Origin of the sequence: Lederbergia citrea (assembly GCF_018343525.1) — a bacterium.
Lineage (GTDB): Bacteria > Bacillota > Bacilli > Bacillales > Bacillaceae_C > Lederbergia > Lederbergia citrea.
Map to the genome: position 1 here is coordinate 1 of NZ_JAGYPH010000004.1, position 20,351 is coordinate 20,351.

Below are 20,351 nucleotides of genomic sequence, written 5' to 3' on the forward strand. Positions count from 1 at the left end.
TCCTTAGAAAGGAGGTGATCCAGCCGCACCTTCCGATACGGCTACCTTGTTACGACTTCACCCCAATCATCTGTCCCACCTTCGGCGGCTGGCTCCCGTAAGGGTTACCCCACCGACTTCGGGTGTTACAAACTCTCGTGGTGTGACGGGCGGTGTGTACAAGGCCCGGGAACGTATTCACCGCGGCATGCTGATCCGCGATTACTAGCGATTCCGGCTTCATGCAGGCGAGTTGCAGCCTGCAATCCGAACTGAGAATGGTTTTATGGGATTAGCTAAACCTCGCGGTCTCGCAACCCTTTGTACCATCCATTGTAGCACGTGTGTAGCCCAGGTCATAAGGGGCATGATGATTTGACGTCATCCCCACCTTCCTCCGGTTTGTCACCGGCAGTCACCTTAGAGTGCCCAACTGAATGCTGGCAACTAAGGTCAAGGGTTGCGCTCGTTGCGGGACTTAACCCAACATCTCACGACACGAGCTGACGACAACCATGCACCACCTGTCACTTTTGTCCCCGAAGGGAAATCCCTATCTCTAGGGAGGGCAAAAGGATGTCAAGACCTGGTAAGGTTCTTCGCGTTGCTTCGAATTAAACCACATGCTCCACCGCTTGTGCGGGCCCCCGTCAATTCCTTTGAGTTTCAGCCTTGCGGCCGTACTCCCCAGGCGGAGTGCTTAATGCGTTTGCTGCAGCACTAAAGGGCGGAAACCCTCTAACACTTAGCACTCATCGTTTACGGCGTGGACTACCAGGGTATCTAATCCTGTTCGCTCCCCACGCTTTCGCGCCTCAGCGTCAGTTACAGACCAAAGAGCCGCCTTCGCCACTGGTGTTCCCCCACATCTCTACGCATTTCACCGCTACACGTGGAATTCCGCTCTTCTCTTCTGCACTCAAGTCTCCCAGTTTCCAATGACCCTCCACGGTTGAGCCGTGGGCTTTCACATCAGACTTAAGAGACCGCCTGCGCGCGCTTTACGCCCAATAATTCCGGACAACGCTTGCCACCTACGTATTACCGCGGCTGCTGGCACGTAGTTAGCCGTGGCTTTCTGGTCAGGTACCGTCAAGGTACCGGCAGTTACTCCGATACTTGTTCTTCCCTGATAACAGAGTTTTACGATCCGAAGACCTTCATCACTCACGCGGCGTTGCTCCGTCAGACTTTCGTCCATTGCGGAAGATTCCCTACTGCTGCCTCCCGTAGGAGTCTGGGCCGTGTCTCAGTCCCAGTGTGGCCGATCACCCTCTCAGGTCGGCTACGCATCGTTGCCTTGGTGAGCCGTTACCTCACCAACTAGCTAATGCGCCGCGGGCCCATCTGTAAGTGATAGCCGAAGCCATCTTTCAACCTCTCCTCATGCGAGAAAAGAAGTTATCCGGTATTAGCTCCGGTTTCCCGAAGTTATCCCAGTCTTACAGGCAGGTTGCCCACGTGTTACTCACCCGTCCGCCGCTAATCTTTGGGAGCAAGCTCCCAAAGATCCGCTCGACTTGCATGTATTAGGCACGCCGCCAGCGTTCGTCCTGAGCCAGGATCAAACTCTCATAAAAGTAGTTTGTTAGCTCATTTGCTGGTCTTACAAAAATTACTTGTTGACGTTTCGTTTCGTTCAGTTTTCAAAGATCAAACAGGTTCGCCTCTGACAGCGACTCTTTTATTGTAACAGACTCGGAATTGAAAGTCAAGAACTTTTTTCAACTCTCGCCGCTGCGTTTTCAATGTCTCAGCAGCGACGTTTACTACTATAACACCGATAAATCACTTCGTCAATAGAAAAGTTGAATTTAATTCTTTTTTTGTTTCACTTGATAGCAACGATGGTATATTCCCTGCCCTTTTGTTTCAACATCTACCGTTTCGATAAAATCTTTTTCTATTAGATACTCAAGGAAGATGCCTAGGTCAACACCATAATGTACTATTTCAGGATGGGATGAAATTTCTTCAATACTCCACTGCGGATGGTTCTCTAGTACTTCTAATAGATGGGCTGCGCCAACAGACGATCTGGAATAAATTAAGAACTCACTCGCAAGGAATAGGAGTTCCAGTCTTTTTTCTATTGATTCTTCGCTTTTTACTAGTTCTTCATATAATTTAAAAATTTCAGGTTCAATTTGCTTAACTTGATTCCAGACTGTCAGTTCCGGATGAAATCCATCCTCAATGATCGCAAGTCTTCCTAAGTGATGTAAAGAATGAACAATGTGGTTGTAGGCATCTAAATAATGACCGTTTTCAAAAAAATCTTTTCCATCCAAATATCTTCTAATTAATTTGGCAAATTCCAAACCGATTTTTATTTTTCGGCCATAAAAGGGAAAATCCTGAAGTTCTGTTCTTAGCTTTTCCATATATTCATTTCGATCAAATAAAATTTTTCCTTCATATAACCATTCGACAATTTTACGGTTGGATCCAAGCAACAGCCATTCCTGTAGTTGACGTTCTTCAACAATATGAAGCGCCGCTTTCTTTCCTTCATATTGATAGTGTTTAATGAAGACAGGATTACCTTGTTCCTTAACAACCATTAATAAAATCACATCGAAAGTATCCGTGAGTGTAGCAATTTTATGTTTCTTTTCAATCTTTAAGATACCTAAAGTATCGCTCTGACTTGCCCTTTCCTGGTAGATTGGCCTTAGGATGTCTTCCATTTCAATTCCCCCAAATAAATAGTTCATCTCTTATTTCGACAAACTTGTATTTATCTCCTGCTTGTTCATTTAATCGTCTCAAATTATTGGGATGTTTTCATTTTTATATGATATAGTTTACTTTCGGGAGGGCTTTAAATGGCAAAAAAGTATTCAAATAAAATTAATAAAATACGCTCGTTTGCATTAAGTTTAGTATTTATCGGGTTCATTATCATGTATTTCGGGATTTTCTTCAAGAGTCATCCAATCGTCATGACGCTTTTCATGATACTCGGACTCTTGGCAATCATCGCAAGTACACTGGTTTACTTTTGGATAGGCATGCTTTCCACGAAGGCTGTTCAAGTAGTTTGTCCCAATTGCAATAAGCCCACCAAGATATTGGGTAGGGTTGACATGTGTATGTATTGCCGTGAACCATTAACTGTAGATCCCAATCTTGTTGGTAAAGAATTCGATGAAAAATATAATAAAAAGCAGAATTAAAAAGGATTGCTCCACATATAGTGGGCAATCCTTTTTGTTTTTAATGTGTGCCTTTGCTGCACTCTGGGCAGGTTCCGTAAATTTCTAAACGATGATGGCCTACCTCGAAGCCTGTTACATGAGCCGCTAGATGCTCTACTTCGTCTAGCCCAGGATAATGGAAGTCAACAATTTTGCCGCAATCGTCACATATAATGTGATAATGGTCTGATGTTACAAAGTCAAATCTACTTGATGCATCCCCATACGTTAGCTCCTTAACTAGGCCAACTTCACGAAATACGCGTAAATTATTATAAACTGTTGCGACACTCATGTTTGGAAATTTGCCTTCAAGTGATTTATAAATATCGTCTGCAGTCGGATGTGACATTGACTGAATCAAATATTCCAAAATCGCATGACGCTGAGGTGTTATCCGGACTCCCGTCTCTTTCAATGTATGAATGGCCTCTTTCAATTGAATATCTGACATCGCCATGCACCTCTTTTCTAAAAAGAAATTCATTCTCTAATTGTAATTCTTATAAATAGTGTACTAATAAAAGTACATTCTTGTCAATATTTTCTCTTTCTTAACGATCATGCAGTTTAGTTTCCACAGCTCCCAGCTTATCATTTACGAATCTCGCCGCTACAAAAAGGAAATCGGATAATCGATTTAAATATGAAAGGACAAGTGGATTACTATTTTCAATTGCCACTGCGCATCTTTCAGCTCTTCGGATGACCGTCCTCGCTGTATGAAGGGCTGCTCCTGCTGGATGACCTCCTGGAAGGATGAAATTTCTTAATTGCGGAAGGGTTGCATCCCATTTATCAATGAACTTTTCTAATTCTTCTATATCAGTTTCCTGAAGCTTCCACTTTACTTCTTTTCCTCTAGGCGTAGCTAGCTCGGCACCGACATGAAATAGGTTAGTTTGAATTTGATAAAGAACCGACCGAACTTCTTCCACTTCTGTAGCCTTTTCATTTACCAAGAAACTAAGGGCAAGCCCAATCATAGAATTTGCTTCATCACATGTTCCATATGCTTCGACACGAGTATCATTTTTGGAAATCCGCTCGCCGTATATTAATGATGTTGTTCCTTTGTCACCTGATTTTGTATAAATCTTCATGTATTATCCCCCCCAATTGAAATAAACATTATGCTTCTATATTATATTTTAGCATCTGCCAGTTATTAATTCTCTTATGTAATAAAAAACCCTGATAAATGCATAAAAAAAGGGCCAATAAAATTGGCCCGAAATTATTTCTTTGAGGAGGTATGCCCTAATATACAATATGCTGCTTCATCTTTTTAGCATGGACAACTGCCGGGATTATTGAAAAATAGGCTTAGAGTTTTTCCTTTATAAACTCTAAAGCTTCTTCGACGTGCCTTTTCACTTTAACCTTTCGCCATTCCTTTACAAGCTTTCCTTCTTTATCGATAATAAAAGTAGAACGCTCAATCCCCATATACTCTTTACCAAACATCTTTTTCAATTTCCATACGCCGTATTTCTCTGCAGCTTCATGATTTTCATCAACTAACAGTAAAAAAGGCAGACCGTGCTTCTCAACAAATTTTTCGTGCTTATTCAACGGATCGGGACTGACCCCTAAAATCACCGCGTCTAAAGCAGAAAAATCCGCATGCATATCGCGAAAATCACATGCTTGTGTTGTGCATCCCGGTGTCATATCCTTTGGATAAAAATAAAGGACTATATGTTTTTTTCCTTGAAAATCCGCAAGTGCAATTTCCTCGCCATTGCTTGCTGGCAATCGGAAATCCGGAGCCTTTTCATTTAATATTAAAGTCATCATTAACGCCTCCTGTTCATACTATCTTTAATTAGCGTACAGAAAGCGAACTAGAAATACAACTAACCTATTTCTTTTGACGGTGCGCTGGTTCGTAATCAATAAAAGTCCGGACGACAAATGCTGCTGGAATCGTATAGCCAATCAAGGCTTCAATCATAACGAGAAGCCTGCCGATACCAATAGGTACTACATCACCGTAGCCGACAGAAAAAAGAGTGATCGCACTTAAATATAATGCAGTTCCAAGCTGATGATTCCAGCTTCCACTCATAATGGCACCTGAATCAATGATAAGATGCCATCCCCTTATTTCAAACATTAAGAAAAGAAGTCCGAAACCAATGACGATGACGGCGTAAGTAAATGCAAGGAAGACAAAATTTTCAAATGACACTTGCTTATAGTTAAATCTTTCTGGAAAAAACAAATTTTTAAGCGCCATAAAAATGCACACAACGATTGCAAAAAAAATGATATACCACAAAGAGAAGATCACCTCTTCTATTCTTGTCCATTCATTTTACGCTATTGTTTTACGCTCTATGACCAAGGCATACAAATACCTTACCAGGTTTTCGTGCTATATTTGCGCTGAATTGTTTGAACCACTACAATATATAGGAAGGTTTGATAAGCACAGGAGGAATTATGATGAACTTTTCTAAATCTGAAGACTTACATAATGAAGCACTTGAACATATTGTCGGCGGAGTCAATAGCCCTTCACGTTCCTATAAAGCAGTGGGCGGAGGCTCCCCTATCGCAATGGAAAAGGGAGAAGGCGCTTATTTGTATGATGTGGATGGCAACCGCTACATCGATTATTTAGCTGCATATGGCCCCATCATTACAGGGCACGCACATCCCCATATTACAGAAGCAATAAAAGTGGCCGCAGAAACGGGTGTATTATACGGCACTCCGACGGCCCATGAAGTTAAGTTTGCCAAAATGATTAAAGAAGCGATGCCATCTCTAGACAAAGTACGATTTGTTAATTCAGGGACTGAAGCTGTCATGACAACGATTCGGGTTGCTCGGGCATTTACCGGAAGAGATAAAATATTAAAATTTGCGGGCTGCTACCATGGGCATTCAGATTTGGTGCTCGTTGCAGCCGGTTCAGGGCCGTCCCAGCTTGGCATGCCCGATTCTGCCGGTGTGCCAAAAAGCATTGCAAAGGAAGTTATTACTGTTCCCTTTAATGATATCGATGCTTACCGGGAAGCGATGGATAAATGGGGAAATGAAATCGCAGCCGTTCTCGCAGAACCCATTGTTGGTAATTTTGGCATCGTTGAACCAATGCCTGGTTTCCTTGAAGAAGTAAAGAAAATCGCCCATGCATCAGGAGCGTTGCTTATTTTTGATGAAGTAATCACGGCATTTCGCTTTATGTATGGCGGAGCACAAAATATGTTGGGAGTCATTCCTGACTTGACCGCACTTGGTAAGATTATTGGTGGTGGTTTGCCGATTGGCGCTTATGGCGGCAGGAAGGATATCATGGAAAAAGTCGCTCCACTAGGACCTGCATATCAAGCAGGAACAATGGCTGGAAATCCAGCATCCATGTTGGCTGGTATCGCTTGCCTGGAAGTTTTACAGCAACCGGGTGTATATGACCAGCTTGATCATCTTGGTGCTATGCTGGAAAAAGGTATATTGGAAGCAGCTGAAAAATATAATGCTCCGATTACCGTCAATCGCTTAAAAGGTGCCTTGACCATTTATTTTACACGCGAAAAAGTAGTAAACTATGATCAGGCAGAAGCAACAGACGGCGAATTATTTGCTACATTTTTTAAGCGTATGCTCCATCAGGGAATTAATCTTGCTCCTTCTAAATATGAAGCTTGGTTTATTACGACAGCTCATACAGAAGAAGATATTAAAGAAACGATTACAGCAGTTGAAAATGCTTTTAAATCATAAAAGTGGAAGCGCCTTGGCGCTGGAACTAGATACCGAAATTTTCATCCACTTGGGAAGATGACATTAGAAAGGAATTTTATATTATGAAGCTTGGTGCCCGCATGTTAAAAACGGGAATTGCCATTACGTTGGCGCTATACGTTGCACAGCTTCTTGAAATCCCTGCACCTGTTTTTGCCGGGATTGCCGCTATATTTGCAATACAGCCCACTATTTATCGTTCTTATTTATCGGTGATTGATCAAATTCAGGGAAATATTATCGGAGCCGTCATTGCAATCACTTGCGTTCTATTATTCGGCAATCATTTATTTATCATTGGTTTTGCAGCGATTATCGCGATTATTATAATGGTTAAATTGAAATTGGAGAGCTCAATCCGACTAGCACTTGTGACAATCATTGCTATTATGGAAGCACCTGTTGAAGATTTTCTGCAATTCTCTCTGCTTCGCTCTTCATCTATTTTACTTGGAATCATGTCTTCCTTTGCTGTCAATCTAATTTTCATACCACCAAAATATGAAACAAAACTCTTTCAAGGGATTTCTGGTGTGACGGAAGATATCATTAAATGGATTAGGCTGACTACAAGATTTGCATCTGAAGACAGACTGCTAAAAAAAGATCTTGGAAAAATTAAAGGTCGAATTGGCAGTATCAATCAATTATATGCAATGTATCAAGAAGAACGGCGCTATTTTAAGAAATATGAGTTTTCAAAAAGACGAAAACTCGTCATTTACAGGCAAATGATCCAAGTGACTCAAAAAAGTTTTGAGTTACTAAAACTACAGTACCGCTACGAAAATATTTTGCATCAGTTACCTGAGTCTTTGCAAATGCACACACGGGAAAGACTGGACTATTTGCTAAGCTATCACGAGCAACTGCATTTGAAATTTTTGGGGCGTGTCCGCTCAGAAGCGGAGCTAGATATATTAAACCAAAGTATTTTCAATAGAAATCAACTCATGGATGCCTTTATAAAGGAAATCAAAAAAATTGAAGTGGAAGATGAATTTCAACCATACCATTTAATGCATATTCTTTCTGCTATCATAGAATACGAAGAGCAGCTTGAGTATTTAGATAAATTGATTCAAACCTTCCAAAAGTATCATAAAAAAGATAACCAAGTTAATATTGAGGATATATAAGAAAGCTCTGTGAGGACATATTCCTCCCAGAGCTTTTCTTTTCTTACATATCCAATTGTTGAACTTGAAATAATTGATAGTAATTGCCTTTTTTCGTCATCAACTCTTCATGAGTCCCCACTTCGGTTATTTGTCCATGTTCTATCAAGACAATTCTATCTGCGTGGGTGATCGTTGATAATCGGTGGGCGATAATTAATGTCGTCCGGTCCTTTGCAAGCTTTTCTATTGCTTCTTGGATGAGCGCTTCACTTTCCAAATCTAGCGCCGAAGTGGCTTCATCTAAAATCAAGATTGGCGGATTTTTTAAAAATACTCGAGCGATGGCCACCCGTTGCTTTTGTCCACCGGATAATTTCACTCCACGTTCGCCTACTTTTGTATCGTAACCATATGGGAGGTCCGTGATAAACTCGTGTGCGTTTGCTGCTTTCGCCGCCCTATATACTTCTTCATCTGTGCTTTCGGGTTTTCCAAGCAAAATGTTCGTTTTCACTGATTCACTAAATAAAATATTATCCTGTAATACCATCCCGATTTTATCGCGAAGGCTACGAACTTTGAACTTGCGAATATCCGTACCATCCAGTAAAACTTGTCCTTTTGTAACGTCATAAAATCTAGGTATCAAGCTGACTAGGGAAGATTTCCCCCCACCACTCATCCCGACGAAGGCGATTGTTTCTCCAGCTCTTACATCAAGATTAATATCGTGTAAAACAGGTTTTTCTTTTTCATCGTAAGCAAACGTTACGTTATCAAGACGGATATTTCCGTTAACCTTTTTCACTTCAACTGCATCTGGAGCATCATCTATATCATACTTCTCATCTATTAAATCAAATACGCGGTCCATCGAAGCGATTGCTTGAGTGAGCGTAGTCGATGAATTGACGAGTCTTCTTAGAGGATTATACAGCCTTTCAACATACCCCATAAAAGCAACGAGCGTTCCAATAGATAGGTTTCCATGGATCACTTGATACCCTGCATAAGCAATGACGATGAGCGGAGCAAGATCCGTAATAGTGTTGACGACTGAGAATGCTTTTGCAGTCCAACTCGTATGCACTAACGCTTTATTAAGAAAATTAGCATTATTTTTATCAAATTGTTTTTGTTCATGATCCTCGATCGCAAAGCTTTTAATGACAGACATCCCCGCCACTCGTTCATGCAAATAGCTTTGCACCTCGGCGAGAGCCTGTGAACGTGCACGCGTTAATTTTCGCAAATTGCCGAAAAAATAACGGACTGAAATAATATAAAGTGGAAAAACCGCGAGTGACACGAATGTTAGCGGTACATCCATTGTTACCATGATAGCAATGGCAATGATTACAGTAGCGGCATCAAGCCATAAATTCATCAAACCAGTAATGACAAAATCCTTAGTTTGTTCTACATCATTGATAACCCTTGAAATCACTTCACCCGCACGAGTGTTTGAGTAAAATTTAAAGCTCAATTTTTGAATATGAGTGAAAAGACGATCACGAATATCATATAAGATTTTGCTTGCCGTCCATTGAGCGAAGTATTGGCGGTAATATTCGACAGGTGGCCTAACGATAACAAATAAAAGGAGCATAGCCCCCATAGTCATCATTAATTTCGATGTCTTTTCGTCTGGTGAAAGTGCATCAGCACCTATGACATCATCAATAACGTACTTCATGAGCATAGGAATTAAAAGCGGGATAGCGAATTTGATAATTCCAATAAAAAGCGTCCCAATAATTTTCCAACGATAAGGTTTAACGAATTGTAAATATCTCTTGATGACCCCCAAATGTCACCCTCCTTGTTTTCAAAAAACAAAACCTGTTGACACAAAACCAACAGGCCCTCCGTTTTTATTAACGGTACATTAAATATCGATCATACCATGTATCGATAAAATCCGGTGAGAAAGGTCCCTTGCGTTGCCTGATCCAACGTACGAGCTTGTCAACGTTCTCTTTTAAAATATGGTCAATCACATCCGGATAGCCCATCTGCATCCTGTGATATTCATATTCATCCTCATCAAGCAGTGTAAACGTCATATCGGGATACACCTTCACATCTAAATCATAATCGATATATTTTAATGCTTCATGGTCATAAACATAGGGAGAACCAAGATTGCAATAATAATAAATCCCGTCTTCCCTAATCATGGAAATAATATTAAACCATAGATCCGTATGGAAATAACAAATTGAAGGCTCACGAGTAACCCATGTCCTACCGTCGGATTCAGTCACAAGAGTACGGTCATTTCCACCGATGACTAGATGTTTCGTTGCTTTTAATACTTTTGTTTCATCCCAAATCCGGTGAATATTTCCATCATGTTTATAACTATGGATTTGAATGTTTTCACCTTCCACGGGAATACCCATCGTCTCCCCTACTTTCTGATCTAAAAGGTCCAGCCTATATGTATGATCAATATTTTATAATGACAAATACTTTTTGTGAAAAACGAATGATAGTAGTTATTTTATTATTATAACGGTTTACCCCTACTTTTAAAACAAATGCGATTTAATAAGCAAATGAAATAAAAAAACAAGGAGCTGCCCCTTATAAAAAGGACGGCTCCTTGTTTTACATTTCATTACTGTTGGCCAAAATTGCCAGAGTTTTTCGCTTTTTTTGCTTCAGCTTGTTGGTTTTGTTGTCTTACTTGTTGTGCATCAGTTTCGCTTGCGAATTCAGTTCCGAAGGCTCCTTGAGCACCTGCAGCACCCGCACCACTTCTAGCTGATTGTGCGTTTTGTTGTCTTACTTGTTGCACATTCGTTTCGCTTCCGAATTCAGTTCCATAAGCGCCTGCACCACCACTAGAGGATTGTGCATTTTGTTGTCTTACTTGTTGAATATTTGTGCCAGATTGTGTTTTATTAGCTTTCTTCATTTGTGTTCTCACCTCCACGTTTGTTAATGTAACCAAACGTGGAAGTTGTTATCCAAACTTTTTTTGAAAATTTTTAAACAAGAATAGAGCGGCCACCATCAACAATAATTGTTTGGCCCCTAATCATTGAGGCATCATCAGAAACTAAAAACATAATCGTTTTGATAATATCATCAATTTCCACCATACGCCCGGCCGGAGTATTTTTTCTTGCATCTTCCAATAACTCTTCGCGATTTGGAAAATGTTTCAGCGCGTCAGTATCAATTGCTCCTCCTGACACGGCATTCACAACGATGTTTTTCTCGGAAAGCTCTACTGCCAAATAACGAGTCAATGCTTCAACTGCTGCTTTGGAAACTCCCACAGTCGTGTAATTTTCCAAATAACGAATTGAACCAAGTGAACTAAGGCTAACAATTTTCCCGCCGCCATTGCGGTCCATCAACTTTGCCGCTTCTTGGGCACAAAACAGTAACGCTTTACTGTTAATATTCATTGTCCAATCCCAGTGCGATTCCTCCAGCTCCATTGCTGGTCGTAATACACCTGATGCAGCATTGTTGATTAATACGTCAAGCCGGCCGAATTCCTTGTCAATTTCTTGGAACATTGCTTTTATTTTTTCTACATCGCCAACATTTGCTCTAACTAGGAATGCTTTTCTTCCAAGCTTTTCAATTTCCTCTACTGTTTCAAGCGCTGCTTTCTTACTCCGCGCATAGTTTACAACAATATCATAGCCTTGTTTGGCTAATGCAATTGCGGCAGCTTTCCCTACCCCTCTGCTGCTTCCAGTTACAAGTGCCACTTTATTACTCATATGTATCCACCTTTCAATGTTGAATAACTTTATTTTACCTCTTCCCATAGAGTTTGGACAATTTCACAAATACTGCTTTTTATACGCTTGCCAAATCTTTTGGTGTGATACTGGAAATGCGTATTCTTCCAACTGTTCTTTACATACTAATTTATAGTTTGGACGACCACTGAAATCTCCAATCAGTTTGCCTGAAAAAGCATCAATTGTCCATGTTAAATGAGTAAAAACATGATTTACTTTTTCAAAAGTTCCCGTTTCAAGCTCGGTATCAATTTCTAATTCATTTTTTAAATATCCCGCTAAACCTTGCCGCATTTGTACATAGGGACCATGATCTTCAACATTGGGAAATTCCCAAAGATTCGCGAGTAAGCCTTTTTCTGGACGTTTTCGAATTAAAAATTGATCGTCCTTATTTTTTAGGACTGCCGCAACAATTTCCACATGCTTCGTGGTTTTTTTTCGGGTTTTCACAGGCAATTCTTCTTGGACACCGGCTTCGAATGCTTGGCAATGATCCCTAACAGGGCAAAGTAGGCACGAAGGAGAAGTCGGTGTGCAAATCAAGGCGCCAAGTTCCATTAATGCCTGATTAAAGTAAGATGGATTTTCATAATACATTAACTCACGAACCGCTTTTTCAAACAACTTTCGAGTTGATTGCTTTGCAATATCATCCCACATAAGCAAGATACGCGATAGTACTCGCATGACATTTCCGTCCACTGCCGGTTCAGGTACTCCGTATGCTATGCTAAGCACAGCTCCTGCAGTATAAGGCCCGACACCTTTCAGTTTAGAAATCTCCTCAGGTGTTTCTGGAACTTTTCCGCCATAATGTTGAACGACTTCCTTCACAGCAGAATGAAGGTTTCTCACACGAGAGTAATAGCCAAGCCCTTCCCAAATTTTCAAGACCGATTCATCATCAGCTTCCGCAAATGATTCAATGGTAGGAAACTTTTCCAAGAATCGTTCATAATAAGGAATAACGGTGTCAACTCTCGTTTGCTGCAGCATAATTTCGGAAACCCAAACTTTATAAGGGTCCCCTCCATTTTTTCTCCATGGAAGGTCCCGTTGCTCTCTTACGAACCAGGTAATTAAATCATGTTGAAATTGTTTAATATCTACTTTATCAAAATTGGTGTTCATATTCATATCTCCAGATGTTAGTCTCTTATGTTTTTAGGGAATAATGATCATAACCGCTTCTGCGAAGTTAGGATGCATTGCATTTTGGCACCCTTTAAAATATCATGGTAAAACAGCAAGCGTTATACAACATACCTTCCCGGAGGAGGATTTAGATTGGATACTGCCACACATGTAGTTATGGGGATAGCCATTGGCGGACTTGCAACATTGGATCCTGTAGTTGCGGAAAACACCGTTAACTCACACAGTGTCCTCATGGCTGCCATTATCGGTTCTCAAATCCCTGATATCGACACTTTTCTAAAACTAAGAAATAACGCCGTTTATATTCGGAATCATCGGGGGGTTACACATTCGATCCCCGCCGTTTTGTTTTGGCCGATTGTTGTAACAGCTTTCGTCAGTTTATTTTACCCAGAGGCAAACCTGCTTCATCTATGGTTGTGGTCCTTTGCTGCGGTGTTTCTTCACGTATTCGTTGATATTTTCAACGCTTACGGCACGCAGGCATTGAGGCCATTCTCGGCAAAGTGGGTGGCACTTGGGATTATTAATACATTTGATCCGATTATTTTTGGCATTCATGCACTTGGAATAATCTTATGGATTTTAGGTGCGGAACCGGGCCAAACTTTTCTCACCATGTATATAGTGTTAATTTTTTATTATTTAATAAGATTTATCATGCAACGGACTGTTCGTTCCGCACTTTTAAAAACAATTCCGGATGCAGAAGAAATTATTATCGCCCCAACTATGAGTTTTAATCAATGGAGGCTTGCTGTTACGTCAAAAGACTGCTTCTATGTTGGGCGTGCATTTAAGCGTTCCATTACGATTTTTGATAAGTTTAAGCGTGTTCCGGTTCCGGAAACACCGATTATCGAAACGGCCAAAAAGGATAAAAACATCTCTGCATTCTTGTCCTTTTCTCCAGTCTATCGCTGGGAAATAAGTGAATACAACCATTACTATGAAGTCCGCTTTATTGATTTAAGATACCGCAGCAACGGACATTACCCCTTTGTTGCAATCGTTCAACTTGATACAGAGCTTAATATCATTACATCGTATACAGGTTGGATATTCAGTGAAGAAAAATTAAGGAAAAAGTTAAATGTTATAGTGGATTAAAAAACTTATGTAACATAATTTTAATGCAGCCCTAGTACAAGTACTAGGCTGCATTTTTATTACTTTTCATTTTCTTCCTCGTTAAGCATATGGGCATATTTAGGATTTAGTGCCGCAAATTCATGAAGCTTATCCCCATATTGATTTATCCAGGAACGTACAACCCTTTCAGCCATTTCGGGACCACGGTATTTTCTCCCAGCTTTCGCATAAGTTGTCTCAAAATCATCCCAAAATAACTCCACCCACGTCCGAGCCTTTGATGCCGACAAATTTGGATTCTTCTCAAGTAAATATTCCGCTAAACGTTCATGATAGTCATTCATTTTAGATCGCTTCCCTTCCTCATAATATCAACACTTTATATCCATAATAATAACATGCGGAAACTTTTTTCCGCACCAAGCAAAAGGAGGCTGTCTAGATGCGCAATAAAGCAAAAGACTTTCCGTACGGAAACGATAATAAATTCGAAGGCGAGCCACGTGCTAAACCAGAATTTGCCTCAAAACGCGCCAATGGCACAACCAATACTGCTCCACAAGAAAGAATGCGGGCTTCCGGTGCAAGGGAACATGTTAGCGAGGTTGAAAACACCCGATTTTAATAATAGGAGTGAGTGGATATGATAAATAAAGAAAACACCCATTTAAACAGACAACTTAGTCCATTTAATAGAGCGTGGTACAACCCCAAAAACGTCCATTCACAAGTAAACGGGCAAACTGATTTGTCCGTTGATAACGTTATTCTGCAAAGAGACGTAGTCAAACGGCAGAAAAGGTAAATTAAGAAGTCATAGCGGGAATCAGAATCCCGCTATGACTTATTTTAAAAGTGAAATTGGCAGCGCCTCTTGTTTCCCGTTACCATTCAACCGATAGCCCCAGGCAAAAACCCCATTCATATAGTCAATTTTAAAATAAGTTCCAGGAGCACCATCAACTGCGTAAATTTCACCAGGTTTAAAGTCTGCAGGATCCAATAAGTACGCTTTTGCCATGACAGCTTTTCTTTCCATTACCGCGAATTCGTTCACAATTCCAAGTTGCTCAGCTTTACGCGCCTTCTCCTTTAGCTGAACAATTTCCTGTTTTAACTCAGCTTCTGTCATTTGGCTATATCTTTTTTCATTTTCCATTTTACAACCGCCTTATGTATTTTCTTTTTCCAAAAGAAATCGATCAATTAATTCAATAGCAAACCCTTTTCGAAACAGAGCTTGTTTCATTTTCTGCTTATATTCATAGCCTGAAAAGCTTTTATACCTCCGATGGGCTTTTTCCCCTTGGACAAGCATTGCTTGCCACTCGTCATCGTCTTCTTTTTCATATTCAATTTCTTCCATTGCAATTGAGATGACAGAAAATGGGAAGCCTTTGATCATCAACGCTTGCTCAATCTTTTGTTTTAAAAACCGCTCAGATAACTTGCTGTTTTGTTTCGCCAACTTATTACCAAGCTGGGTGGCGTGGTCAACTTGCAGCTCTTCACTGTATTCATTTAAAGCTTGCTCAATGTATTGCTCCTCGACCCCTTTTTGCTTTAACTCCTGTTTAATCGTACCAGGTCCTTTTTTTCCCCCATTTACTTGAGTACGAACAAAGGCGGAAGCAAACTCAAGATCATCAATATAATTTCGTTCATTCAATTTTAATAAAACTGCCTGAATAACAGGCTCTTCCCATTCCTTTTTCTTTAAATATGCGCGAATTTCCGATTCAGACCGCATCCTGAATGATAAATAATGAATGGCTGCATTTAGAGCTTTTCGAATTTCGTCTTCATATTGAATCTGGAAAATCTCTAACTCCGTTAATTCCTTACCTTTACCAAGCTGAAATCGAATAAATACTTCTTCATCGACACCAAAGGCAAATTTTTCATCTAGAAAAATATTATAACGGTCAGTTGCATTTTTTTGTGTCGTTATTTTCGTAATGATTGGCACAAGCATCACCCTTAATGACGAATAGTACATATATTTTATCATACATTCTAACGAGTATGTTTAAAGCGGCGTTGGGCAAAATGAAAATGAATACATAATGAAGGAGCCGATTTGATGAGAAAACGAAACGAAGTGGATACGAGAAGCACATTGTCCGCTACACAGGAAGTTCTTTATTCAAATGAATTCAAAAAGGCTGACAAAGCTGGAGGCTTTACAGATTATCAGCCTAGACGCCGAAAGTAGAGTTATTTAATACTACTCTTAAAAGGGGATTTTCAACATGGGACGTGACGATAGACGTAAGGCACGGGACAAAAACAAACAGAAGCTTCCACAGGTACCAAAGAATATGAAATCTGACGGATTAGATGTAGAGTTTTCTGAGGAACTGGCTGACCAGGACGATCGAGAGGCGATGGCAAGATCGCAAGCAGCTGACAAGCGGGCTAAGAGAAAATAGGCAAATAAAACAGGAGTGCGAGGATGCACTCCTGTTTTATTCATTACAGTATATATTATCTTGTATTTAATCCAGTAAAGGTTCTTTATTTGGATTTCTCATAAATTCAAATAACATTTTAATTTGTGATTCTGTATTTCGATTAGTTGAAAGTTTCGGTAAATATTGCTCAGAGAAAAATTGGACATCATTTGTTTCCACACCAATACTTGCCTCTCCCCCGATGATTTCACAATGGATAAATAATTTATAATAATGATAGGGTTGTGGCGGATGGGGGTGGTAATTGGAATCTAATAAAGCTAACAGTCGTTTGACATTCACATCAAAGCCTGACTCTTCTTTAATCTCTTTAATAATATTTTCAGTTGGTGATAAACCAATATCACAAAATCCGCCAGGTAATGACCAACGATCATCATAGTTTTCTCTCACCATAAGAATTTTTTCATCTTTGAATACAGCACCTCGAATATCAACTTTAGGTGTTTGATACCCTGTTTCATTCGCAAATAAATTTTTGACTTTTTCCATTTCGAGACCTGTATGTAATGCCATGATTTCAGCACTAATATTGCGTAGTTCTTCAAAACGTTCAATATCGTAAACATCTTTTGAAAACTTTAATCCAGCTTGCGATAGTGCTTGTATCCTTTTCGCCCAGTCAAGCCATTGATGACTCATAGTTGACAACACCCTTCATTGAAAATTAGTACCTGCTAAATATCGCTTTCATGATACCATATTGAAGAACTATGGAAGGAAGAAATAACATCATTCGCTGGATTAAGTGAACAATTAGCGGGATTAACCAGGTTATTCGCGGGATTATTCACTCATTCGGCGGAATTATTGATAAGATTGGCCGGATTATCAGACTAAATCCTAGTAAAGATTAAACTACGAAAAACGGGAGAGCAATCCGCCCTCCCGTTTAATCATTTTTCACTTAATGCGCTGCTGCACCTCGGATTTTTTTGAAGATCCCTTTATCTTTAAAATTATTGATTGTAGCTGGAACCAAGAACCGATCTACTCCATAATATGCAGTTCCTTTTATGACGAAGAGAAGGATGATTGCCGCTGTTAGTAAAATCGGGTTAGTGCTTACTGTACCTGCCATTAAGAAGTTTAAGTTCATGAACGCTCCTGCAATTAGTGCGGGTAATGTCAATGCGCCAACGATTAGGCCGACACCGACGAGAACCTCTCCCCAAGGAATTAAGATGTTAATCAATTTTACATTAGGTAGTGCAAACGTTTCTAGAAATCCTGCGTACCAACCTTGGACAGCCGGGAAATCGCCACCAGCTTTTTCTATGGCACCATGTAGAAACCCAGTTGCATCAAACGCGCCAAGCTTATGCCATCCTGCTTCCAACCATTGTACTCCAAGCCAAATTCTTAATGCTGCCCAGACAATAGCGACTATGCGATGTTCATACCATCTTTTCATTTCACTCACTCCTTATTATTGTGAATTTATTCACATACATCTTTAAATTTTTTATAAAAACTTTATTAGTGTATAGCTGCACCGCGCATTTTTTTAAATATCCCTTTATCTTTGAAATTATTGATTGTTGCTGGAACCAAGAACCGATCTACTCCATAATATGCAGTTCCTTTTATGACGAAGAGAAGAATGATTGCCGCCGTTAGTAAAATCGGGTTAGTGCTTACTGTACCTGCCATTAAGAAGTTCAAGTTCATGAATGCCCCTGCAATTAATGCTGGTAATGTCAATGCTCCAACGATTAGGCCGACACCTACGAGGATTTCTCCCCAAGGGATAAGGACGTTAATAATTTTGATGTTCGGAAGGGCTACGGTTTCAAGGAAACCAGCGTACCAACCTTGGACTGCTGGGAAATCGCCACCGGCTTTTTCAATTGCTCCGTGTAAAAATCCTGCGGCATCGAATGCTCCAAGCTTATGCCATCCTGCTTCCAACCATTGTACTCCAAGCCAAATTCTTAATGCTGCCCAGACGATTGCTACTACGCGATGTTCATACAATTTTTTCATTTCACTCACTCCTAAATTAGTTTTGTAGTGATTGTGAAATCATTCACATGTTATGTTAAAAAAATATTAGTACTTTGATCAGCTGATTTACTTCTGTCGGTTGTGAATTATTTCACATTCTCTTTACACTCTTAATATACAATGGTTTCCAATTTTCCGCAAGGGGTTTTGGATAATGTCACCAATTTGACATAGCTTCGAATAATCTCAAAAACAAGATGTCTTTTTCTCTAAACCCCTCTATCATCTGGCTAATGTTTCACTATCCAAAATACAAAACGATAAGGCCGCCCAGCTCTTTCTGCAAAACACCAACTCCCGGAGGATTTTACGATAAACCGCATTAGAAGCTTATTCGCAAATCTTAAATTACTATATACCCAGGTTAGTAAGGCTTAGAAATAAAACGACGTTGACTTGTTTATATGGTATTATTTACCCATATGTATAGAAGAGCATCAGGGGGTCTCATCATTGATTTTTGATAAATTTAGAAAGACAACTGGGAAGACGGAAGAAGCAATGGGAAAAGGAGAATTAAACATAAATAGTAACAGCGATGTTGAAAAGCAACTAAAAATGATTGAACTTACAGTAGAGGATTTGCAAATTATTAACCGCATTCAACCATTTGTTATTGAGAAAATTGATTATATTGTTGATAGATTTTATAAAAACTTGGAAAACGAACCTTCATTACTAATGATCATCAATGATAACAGCTCCATTGAAAGATTAAAGAAAACTCTGAAGCAACACATTTCTGAAATGTTTGATGGAGTAATTAATGAAGCTTATTTTGAAAAGAGAATCCGTATTGCACATATTCATGTTAGGATCGGTTTACAAACAAAGTGGTATATGTGCGCATTTCAGGATTTATTCCTGTCGCTGGTTAACATAATTGAAGAAAAATTAACCAAAAAGGAAGATTATTTTCGAACAATAAGATCTGTATCAAAAATATTAAACCTTGAACAACAATTAGTTCTAGAAGCATATGACTCTGAATCCGACAGGCTTAGAAGTGAAATCGAAGAGCAAAAAGCAATGATAAGAGACAATGTAGCAAGTGCATCACAAAATCTCGCTGCAATTTCTGAAGAAACGAATGCTTCCTTTCAACAACTGCATTCACAATCCTATGATATTGTTTCCTTTGCAAATATGGGAGCTGAATTATCTACTCTTGCAGAAGAACGTGCTCAAAATGGGAAGGACCAACTACATAAGCAGAGTATTAATATGGAAAACATCCAAAATTCCATAAACGATATTTCAAGTGATGTAGAAGTATTATTAGAAATATCGAAACAAATGCAAGAGATTGTAAACATTGTAACTGGAATTGCAGACCAAACCAATTTGTTATCATTAAATGCTGCAATTGAAGCTGCAAGGGCTGGAGAACATGGTAGAGGATTCTCAATCGTAGCTGGAGAAGTTCGGAAGCTTTCTGAAGAAACAAAGAAATCAGTTACAAACGTAGCTACATTAATCTTAAACACGAACTCCCAAGTAGAGAAATTAACACAATCACTCGAAAAAATTAGAGATGCTGTTAAGAACGGAAATAATAGTATGGAAGAAACTGAAGACCATTTTGAAGAAATACTAAAAACGATGGGTGAAACTAAACTCCAAAATAATAAGATTGAAAATGAACTTGTTTCTTTTGTTAATGTAGTTAATGAATTAGGGAAAGCATTTGAAGAGGTCGCTCTATCTGCGGACAATCTTACAATGTTTACTCAGGATATGAACTGAGCACTCAAAGTAAATTGCCTTTCATAACTACATACAAAGTTTCAT

25 protein-coding genes and 1 rRNA gene are annotated in these 20,351 nt (G+C 39.6%); 9 read left to right on the forward strand and 17 right to left on the reverse strand.

Annotated elements, in window-relative coordinates; genetic code table 11:
* Positions 1–7 precede the first annotated feature (7 nt).
* Both KHA88_RS17175 and KHA88_RS17180 read right to left on the reverse strand, forming a co-directional pair.
* Positions 8–1,559, reverse strand: a 16S ribosomal RNA gene (locus KHA88_RS17175).
* Positions 1,560–1,793: 234 nt separating this feature from the next.
* Positions 1,794–2,669, reverse strand: a complete 876-nt coding sequence (locus tag KHA88_RS17180; RefSeq protein WP_213099813.1) for a nucleotidyltransferase-like protein — start codon at positions 2,667–2,669, stop codon at positions 1,794–1,796.
* A 138-nt stretch (positions 2,670–2,807) separates the two neighbouring features.
* On the opposite strand from KHA88_RS17180, the gene KHA88_RS17185 reads away from it, so the two are divergent.
* The gene (locus tag KHA88_RS17185; protein WP_213099812.1) at positions 2,808–3,158 is read left to right on the forward strand and encodes a YgzB family protein; all 351 of its coding nucleotides are present in this window, start codon (positions 2,808–2,810) and stop codon (positions 3,156–3,158) included.
* Positions 3,159–3,198: 40 nt separating this feature from the next.
* On the opposite strand, the gene perR is transcribed toward KHA88_RS17185, so the two are convergent.
* The 4 genes from perR to KHA88_RS17205 form a co-directional block, all read right to left on the reverse strand.
* Positions 3,199–3,633 carry a Fur family transcriptional regulator gene (gene perR, locus KHA88_RS17190; RefSeq protein WP_213099811.1) on the reverse strand — a complete coding sequence of 145 codons (435 nt, stop codon included), beginning with the start codon at positions 3,631–3,633 and terminating at the stop codon, positions 3,199–3,201.
* 100 nt (positions 3,634–3,733) lie between these two features.
* Positions 3,734–4,282 (reverse strand): cob(I)yrinic acid a,c-diamide adenosyltransferase, encoded by a 549-nt coding sequence (locus KHA88_RS17195; protein ID WP_213099810.1) that lies wholly within the window; start codon positions 4,280–4,282, stop codon positions 3,734–3,736.
* Between the two features lie 223 nt (positions 4,283–4,505).
* Complete coding sequence (bcp, locus tag KHA88_RS17200) at positions 4,506–4,976, reverse strand: thioredoxin-dependent thiol peroxidase (RefSeq protein WP_213099809.1); 471 nt, start codon at positions 4,974–4,976, stop codon at positions 4,506–4,508.
* A gap of 67 nt (positions 4,977–5,043) precedes the next feature.
* Positions 5,044–5,463, reverse strand: a complete 420-nt coding sequence (locus tag KHA88_RS17205) for a potassium channel family protein (protein WP_213099808.1) — start codon at positions 5,461–5,463, stop codon at positions 5,044–5,046.
* Positions 5,464–5,630: 167 nt separating this feature from the next.
* Here KHA88_RS17205 and KHA88_RS17210 point away from each other — a divergent pair, with 167 nt between their 5' ends.
* Both KHA88_RS17210 and KHA88_RS17215 read left to right on the forward strand, forming a co-directional pair.
* Positions 5,631–6,914, forward strand: a complete 1,284-nt coding sequence (locus KHA88_RS17210; protein ID WP_213099807.1) for a glutamate-1-semialdehyde 2,1-aminomutase — start codon at positions 5,631–5,633, stop codon at positions 6,912–6,914.
* 83 nt (positions 6,915–6,997) lie between these two features.
* Positions 6,998–8,074: an FUSC family protein gene (locus KHA88_RS17215; RefSeq protein ID WP_213099806.1), complete on the forward strand. Its 1,077-nt coding sequence runs from the start codon at positions 6,998–7,000 to the stop codon at positions 8,072–8,074.
* Between the two features lie 43 nt (positions 8,075–8,117).
* Here the strand turns inward: KHA88_RS17215 and KHA88_RS17220 are convergent, their stop codons facing one another.
* From KHA88_RS17220 to mutY, 5 genes are all read right to left on the reverse strand, one after another.
* Positions 8,118–9,866, reverse strand: a complete 1,749-nt coding sequence (locus tag KHA88_RS17220) for an ABC transporter ATP-binding protein (protein ID WP_213099805.1) — start codon at positions 9,864–9,866, stop codon at positions 8,118–8,120.
* A 67-nt stretch (positions 9,867–9,933) separates the two neighbouring features.
* Positions 9,934–10,461, reverse strand: a complete 528-nt coding sequence (ntdP, locus tag KHA88_RS17225; protein WP_213099804.1) for a nucleoside tri-diphosphate phosphatase — start codon at positions 10,459–10,461, stop codon at positions 9,934–9,936.
* A gap of 218 nt (positions 10,462–10,679) precedes the next feature.
* The gene (locus tag KHA88_RS17230; protein WP_213099803.1) at positions 10,680–10,979 is read right to left on the reverse strand and encodes a gamma-type small acid-soluble spore protein; all 300 of its coding nucleotides are present in this window, start codon (positions 10,977–10,979) and stop codon (positions 10,680–10,682) included.
* Positions 10,980–11,052: 73 nt separating this feature from the next.
* Positions 11,053–11,802: an enoyl-[acyl-carrier-protein] reductase FabL gene (gene fabL, locus KHA88_RS17235; RefSeq protein WP_213099802.1), complete on the reverse strand. Its 750-nt coding sequence runs from the start codon at positions 11,800–11,802 to the stop codon at positions 11,053–11,055.
* Positions 11,803–11,865: 63 nt separating this feature from the next.
* Positions 11,866–12,960 carry an A/G-specific adenine glycosylase gene (gene mutY / locus KHA88_RS17240; protein WP_249308770.1) on the reverse strand — a complete coding sequence of 365 codons (1,095 nt, stop codon included), beginning with the start codon at positions 12,958–12,960 and terminating at the stop codon, positions 11,866–11,868.
* A 156-nt stretch (positions 12,961–13,116) separates the two neighbouring features.
* Here mutY and KHA88_RS17245 point away from each other — a divergent pair, with 156 nt between their 5' ends.
* Positions 13,117–14,097: a metal-dependent hydrolase gene (locus KHA88_RS17245; RefSeq protein ID WP_213099800.1), complete on the forward strand. Its 981-nt coding sequence runs from the start codon at positions 13,117–13,119 to the stop codon at positions 14,095–14,097.
* A gap of 59 nt (positions 14,098–14,156) precedes the next feature.
* On the opposite strand, the gene KHA88_RS17250 is transcribed toward KHA88_RS17245, so the two are convergent.
* Complete coding sequence (locus tag KHA88_RS17250) at positions 14,157–14,423, reverse strand: YfhJ family protein (RefSeq protein ID WP_213099799.1); 267 nt, start codon at positions 14,421–14,423, stop codon at positions 14,157–14,159.
* 98 nt (positions 14,424–14,521) lie between these two features.
* Here KHA88_RS17250 and KHA88_RS17255 point away from each other — a divergent pair, with 98 nt between their 5' ends.
* Both KHA88_RS17255 and KHA88_RS17260 read left to right on the forward strand, forming a co-directional pair.
* Positions 14,522–14,704: a small, acid-soluble spore protein K gene (locus KHA88_RS17255; protein WP_213099798.1), complete on the forward strand. Its 183-nt coding sequence runs from the start codon at positions 14,522–14,524 to the stop codon at positions 14,702–14,704.
* Positions 14,705–14,722: 18 nt separating this feature from the next.
* The gene (locus tag KHA88_RS17260; protein WP_213099797.1) at positions 14,723–14,884 is read left to right on the forward strand and encodes a YpzG family protein; all 162 of its coding nucleotides are present in this window, start codon (positions 14,723–14,725) and stop codon (positions 14,882–14,884) included.
* Positions 14,885–14,923: 39 nt separating this feature from the next.
* On the opposite strand, the gene KHA88_RS17265 is transcribed toward KHA88_RS17260, so the two are convergent.
* Both KHA88_RS17265 and recX read right to left on the reverse strand, forming a co-directional pair.
* Positions 14,924–15,238 (reverse strand): YfhH family protein, encoded by a 315-nt coding sequence (locus KHA88_RS17265; RefSeq protein WP_213099796.1) that lies wholly within the window; start codon positions 15,236–15,238, stop codon positions 14,924–14,926.
* A 12-nt stretch (positions 15,239–15,250) separates the two neighbouring features.
* Positions 15,251–16,048 (reverse strand): recombination regulator RecX, encoded by a 798-nt coding sequence (recX, locus tag KHA88_RS17270; protein ID WP_213099795.1) that lies wholly within the window; start codon positions 16,046–16,048, stop codon positions 15,251–15,253.
* Positions 16,049–16,162: 114 nt separating this feature from the next.
* On the opposite strand from recX, the gene KHA88_RS17275 reads away from it, so the two are divergent.
* Together KHA88_RS17275 and KHA88_RS17280 are read left to right on the forward strand one after the other, a co-directional pair.
* Entirely contained in the window at positions 16,163–16,294 is a 132-nt protein-coding gene (locus KHA88_RS17275) for a YfhE family protein (RefSeq protein WP_213099794.1), read from the forward strand.
* Positions 16,295–16,331: 37 nt separating this feature from the next.
* A complete protein-coding gene (locus KHA88_RS17280) occupies positions 16,332–16,511 on the forward strand; it encodes a YfhD family protein (protein ID WP_213099793.1) in 180 nt (59 codons plus the stop codon).
* Positions 16,512–16,577: 66 nt separating this feature from the next.
* Here KHA88_RS17280 and KHA88_RS17285 read toward each other — a convergent pair whose 3' ends face one another.
* From KHA88_RS17285 to KHA88_RS17295, 3 genes are all read right to left on the reverse strand, one after another.
* A complete protein-coding gene (locus KHA88_RS17285) occupies positions 16,578–17,195 on the reverse strand; it encodes an NUDIX hydrolase (protein ID WP_213099792.1) in 618 nt (205 codons plus the stop codon).
* A 265-nt stretch (positions 17,196–17,460) separates the two neighbouring features.
* The gene (locus tag KHA88_RS17290) at positions 17,461–17,967 is read right to left on the reverse strand and encodes a DoxX family membrane protein (RefSeq protein ID WP_213099791.1); all 507 of its coding nucleotides are present in this window, start codon (positions 17,965–17,967) and stop codon (positions 17,461–17,463) included.
* A 65-nt stretch (positions 17,968–18,032) separates the two neighbouring features.
* Positions 18,033–18,539, reverse strand: a complete 507-nt coding sequence (locus KHA88_RS17295; protein ID WP_213099790.1) for a DoxX family membrane protein — start codon at positions 18,537–18,539, stop codon at positions 18,033–18,035.
* Positions 18,540–19,061: 522 nt separating this feature from the next.
* On the opposite strand from KHA88_RS17295, the gene KHA88_RS17300 reads away from it, so the two are divergent.
* Entirely contained in the window at positions 19,062–20,306 is a 1,245-nt protein-coding gene (locus KHA88_RS17300) for a protoglobin domain-containing protein (RefSeq protein ID WP_213099851.1), read from the forward strand.
* Positions 20,307–20,351 lie beyond the last annotated feature (45 nt).

Coding starts and splice junctions, on each gene's coding strand:
- KHA88_RS17215 (WP_213099806.1), top strand. CDS start 6,998: ATGAAGCTTGGTGCCCGCATGTTAAAAACGGGAATTGCCATTACGTTG.
- KHA88_RS17260 (WP_213099797.1), top strand. CDS start 14,723: ATGATAAATAAAGAAAACACCCATTTAAACAGACAACTTAGTCCATTT.
- KHA88_RS17290 (WP_213099791.1), bottom strand. CDS start 17,967: ATGAAAAGATGGTATGAACATCGCATAGTCGCTATTGTCTGGGCAGCA.
- KHA88_RS17230 (WP_213099803.1), bottom strand. CDS start 10,979: ATGAAGAAAGCTAATAAAACACAATCTGGCACAAATATTCAACAAGTA.
- KHA88_RS17195 (WP_213099810.1), bottom strand. CDS start 4,282: ATGAAGATTTATACAAAATCAGGTGACAAAGGAACAACATCATTAATA.
- KHA88_RS17210 (WP_213099807.1), top strand. CDS start 5,631: ATGAACTTTTCTAAATCTGAAGACTTACATAATGAAGCACTTGAACAT.
- bcp (WP_213099809.1), bottom strand. CDS start 4,976: ATGACTTTAATATTAAATGAAAAGGCTCCGGATTTCCGATTGCCAGCA.
- KHA88_RS17280 (WP_213099793.1), top strand. CDS start 16,332: ATGGGACGTGACGATAGACGTAAGGCACGGGACAAAAACAAACAGAAG.
- KHA88_RS17250 (WP_213099799.1), bottom strand. CDS start 14,423: ATGAATGACTATCATGAACGTTTAGCGGAATATTTACTTGAGAAGAAT.
- KHA88_RS17255 (WP_213099798.1), top strand. CDS start 14,522: ATGCGCAATAAAGCAAAAGACTTTCCGTACGGAAACGATAATAAATTC.
- KHA88_RS17285 (WP_213099792.1), bottom strand. CDS start 17,195: ATGAGTCATCAATGGCTTGACTGGGCGAAAAGGATACAAGCACTATCG.
- KHA88_RS17295 (WP_213099790.1), bottom strand. CDS start 18,539: ATGAAAAAATTGTATGAACATCGCGTAGTAGCAATCGTCTGGGCAGCA.
- KHA88_RS17265 (WP_213099796.1), bottom strand. CDS start 15,238: ATGGAAAATGAAAAAAGATATAGCCAAATGACAGAAGCTGAGTTAAAA.
- mutY (WP_249308770.1), bottom strand. CDS start 12,960: ATGAACACCAATTTTGATAAAGTAGATATTAAACAATTTCAACATGAT.
- perR (WP_213099811.1), bottom strand. CDS start 3,633: ATGTCAGATATTCAATTGAAAGAGGCCATTCATACATTGAAAGAGACG.
- fabL (WP_213099802.1), bottom strand. CDS start 11,802: ATGAGTAATAAAGTGGCACTTGTAACTGGAAGCAGCAGAGGGGTAGGG.
- KHA88_RS17180 (WP_213099813.1), bottom strand. CDS start 2,669: ATGGAAGACATCCTAAGGCCAATCTACCAGGAAAGGGCAAGTCAGAGC.
- KHA88_RS17185 (WP_213099812.1), top strand. CDS start 2,808: ATGGCAAAAAAGTATTCAAATAAAATTAATAAAATACGCTCGTTTGCA.
- KHA88_RS17300 (WP_213099851.1), top strand. CDS start 19,062: ATGGGAAAAGGAGAATTAAACATAAATAGTAACAGCGATGTTGAAAAG.
- ntdP (WP_213099804.1), bottom strand. CDS start 10,461: ATGGGTATTCCCGTGGAAGGTGAAAACATTCAAATCCATAGTTATAAA.
- KHA88_RS17275 (WP_213099794.1), top strand. CDS start 16,163: ATGAGAAAACGAAACGAAGTGGATACGAGAAGCACATTGTCCGCTACA.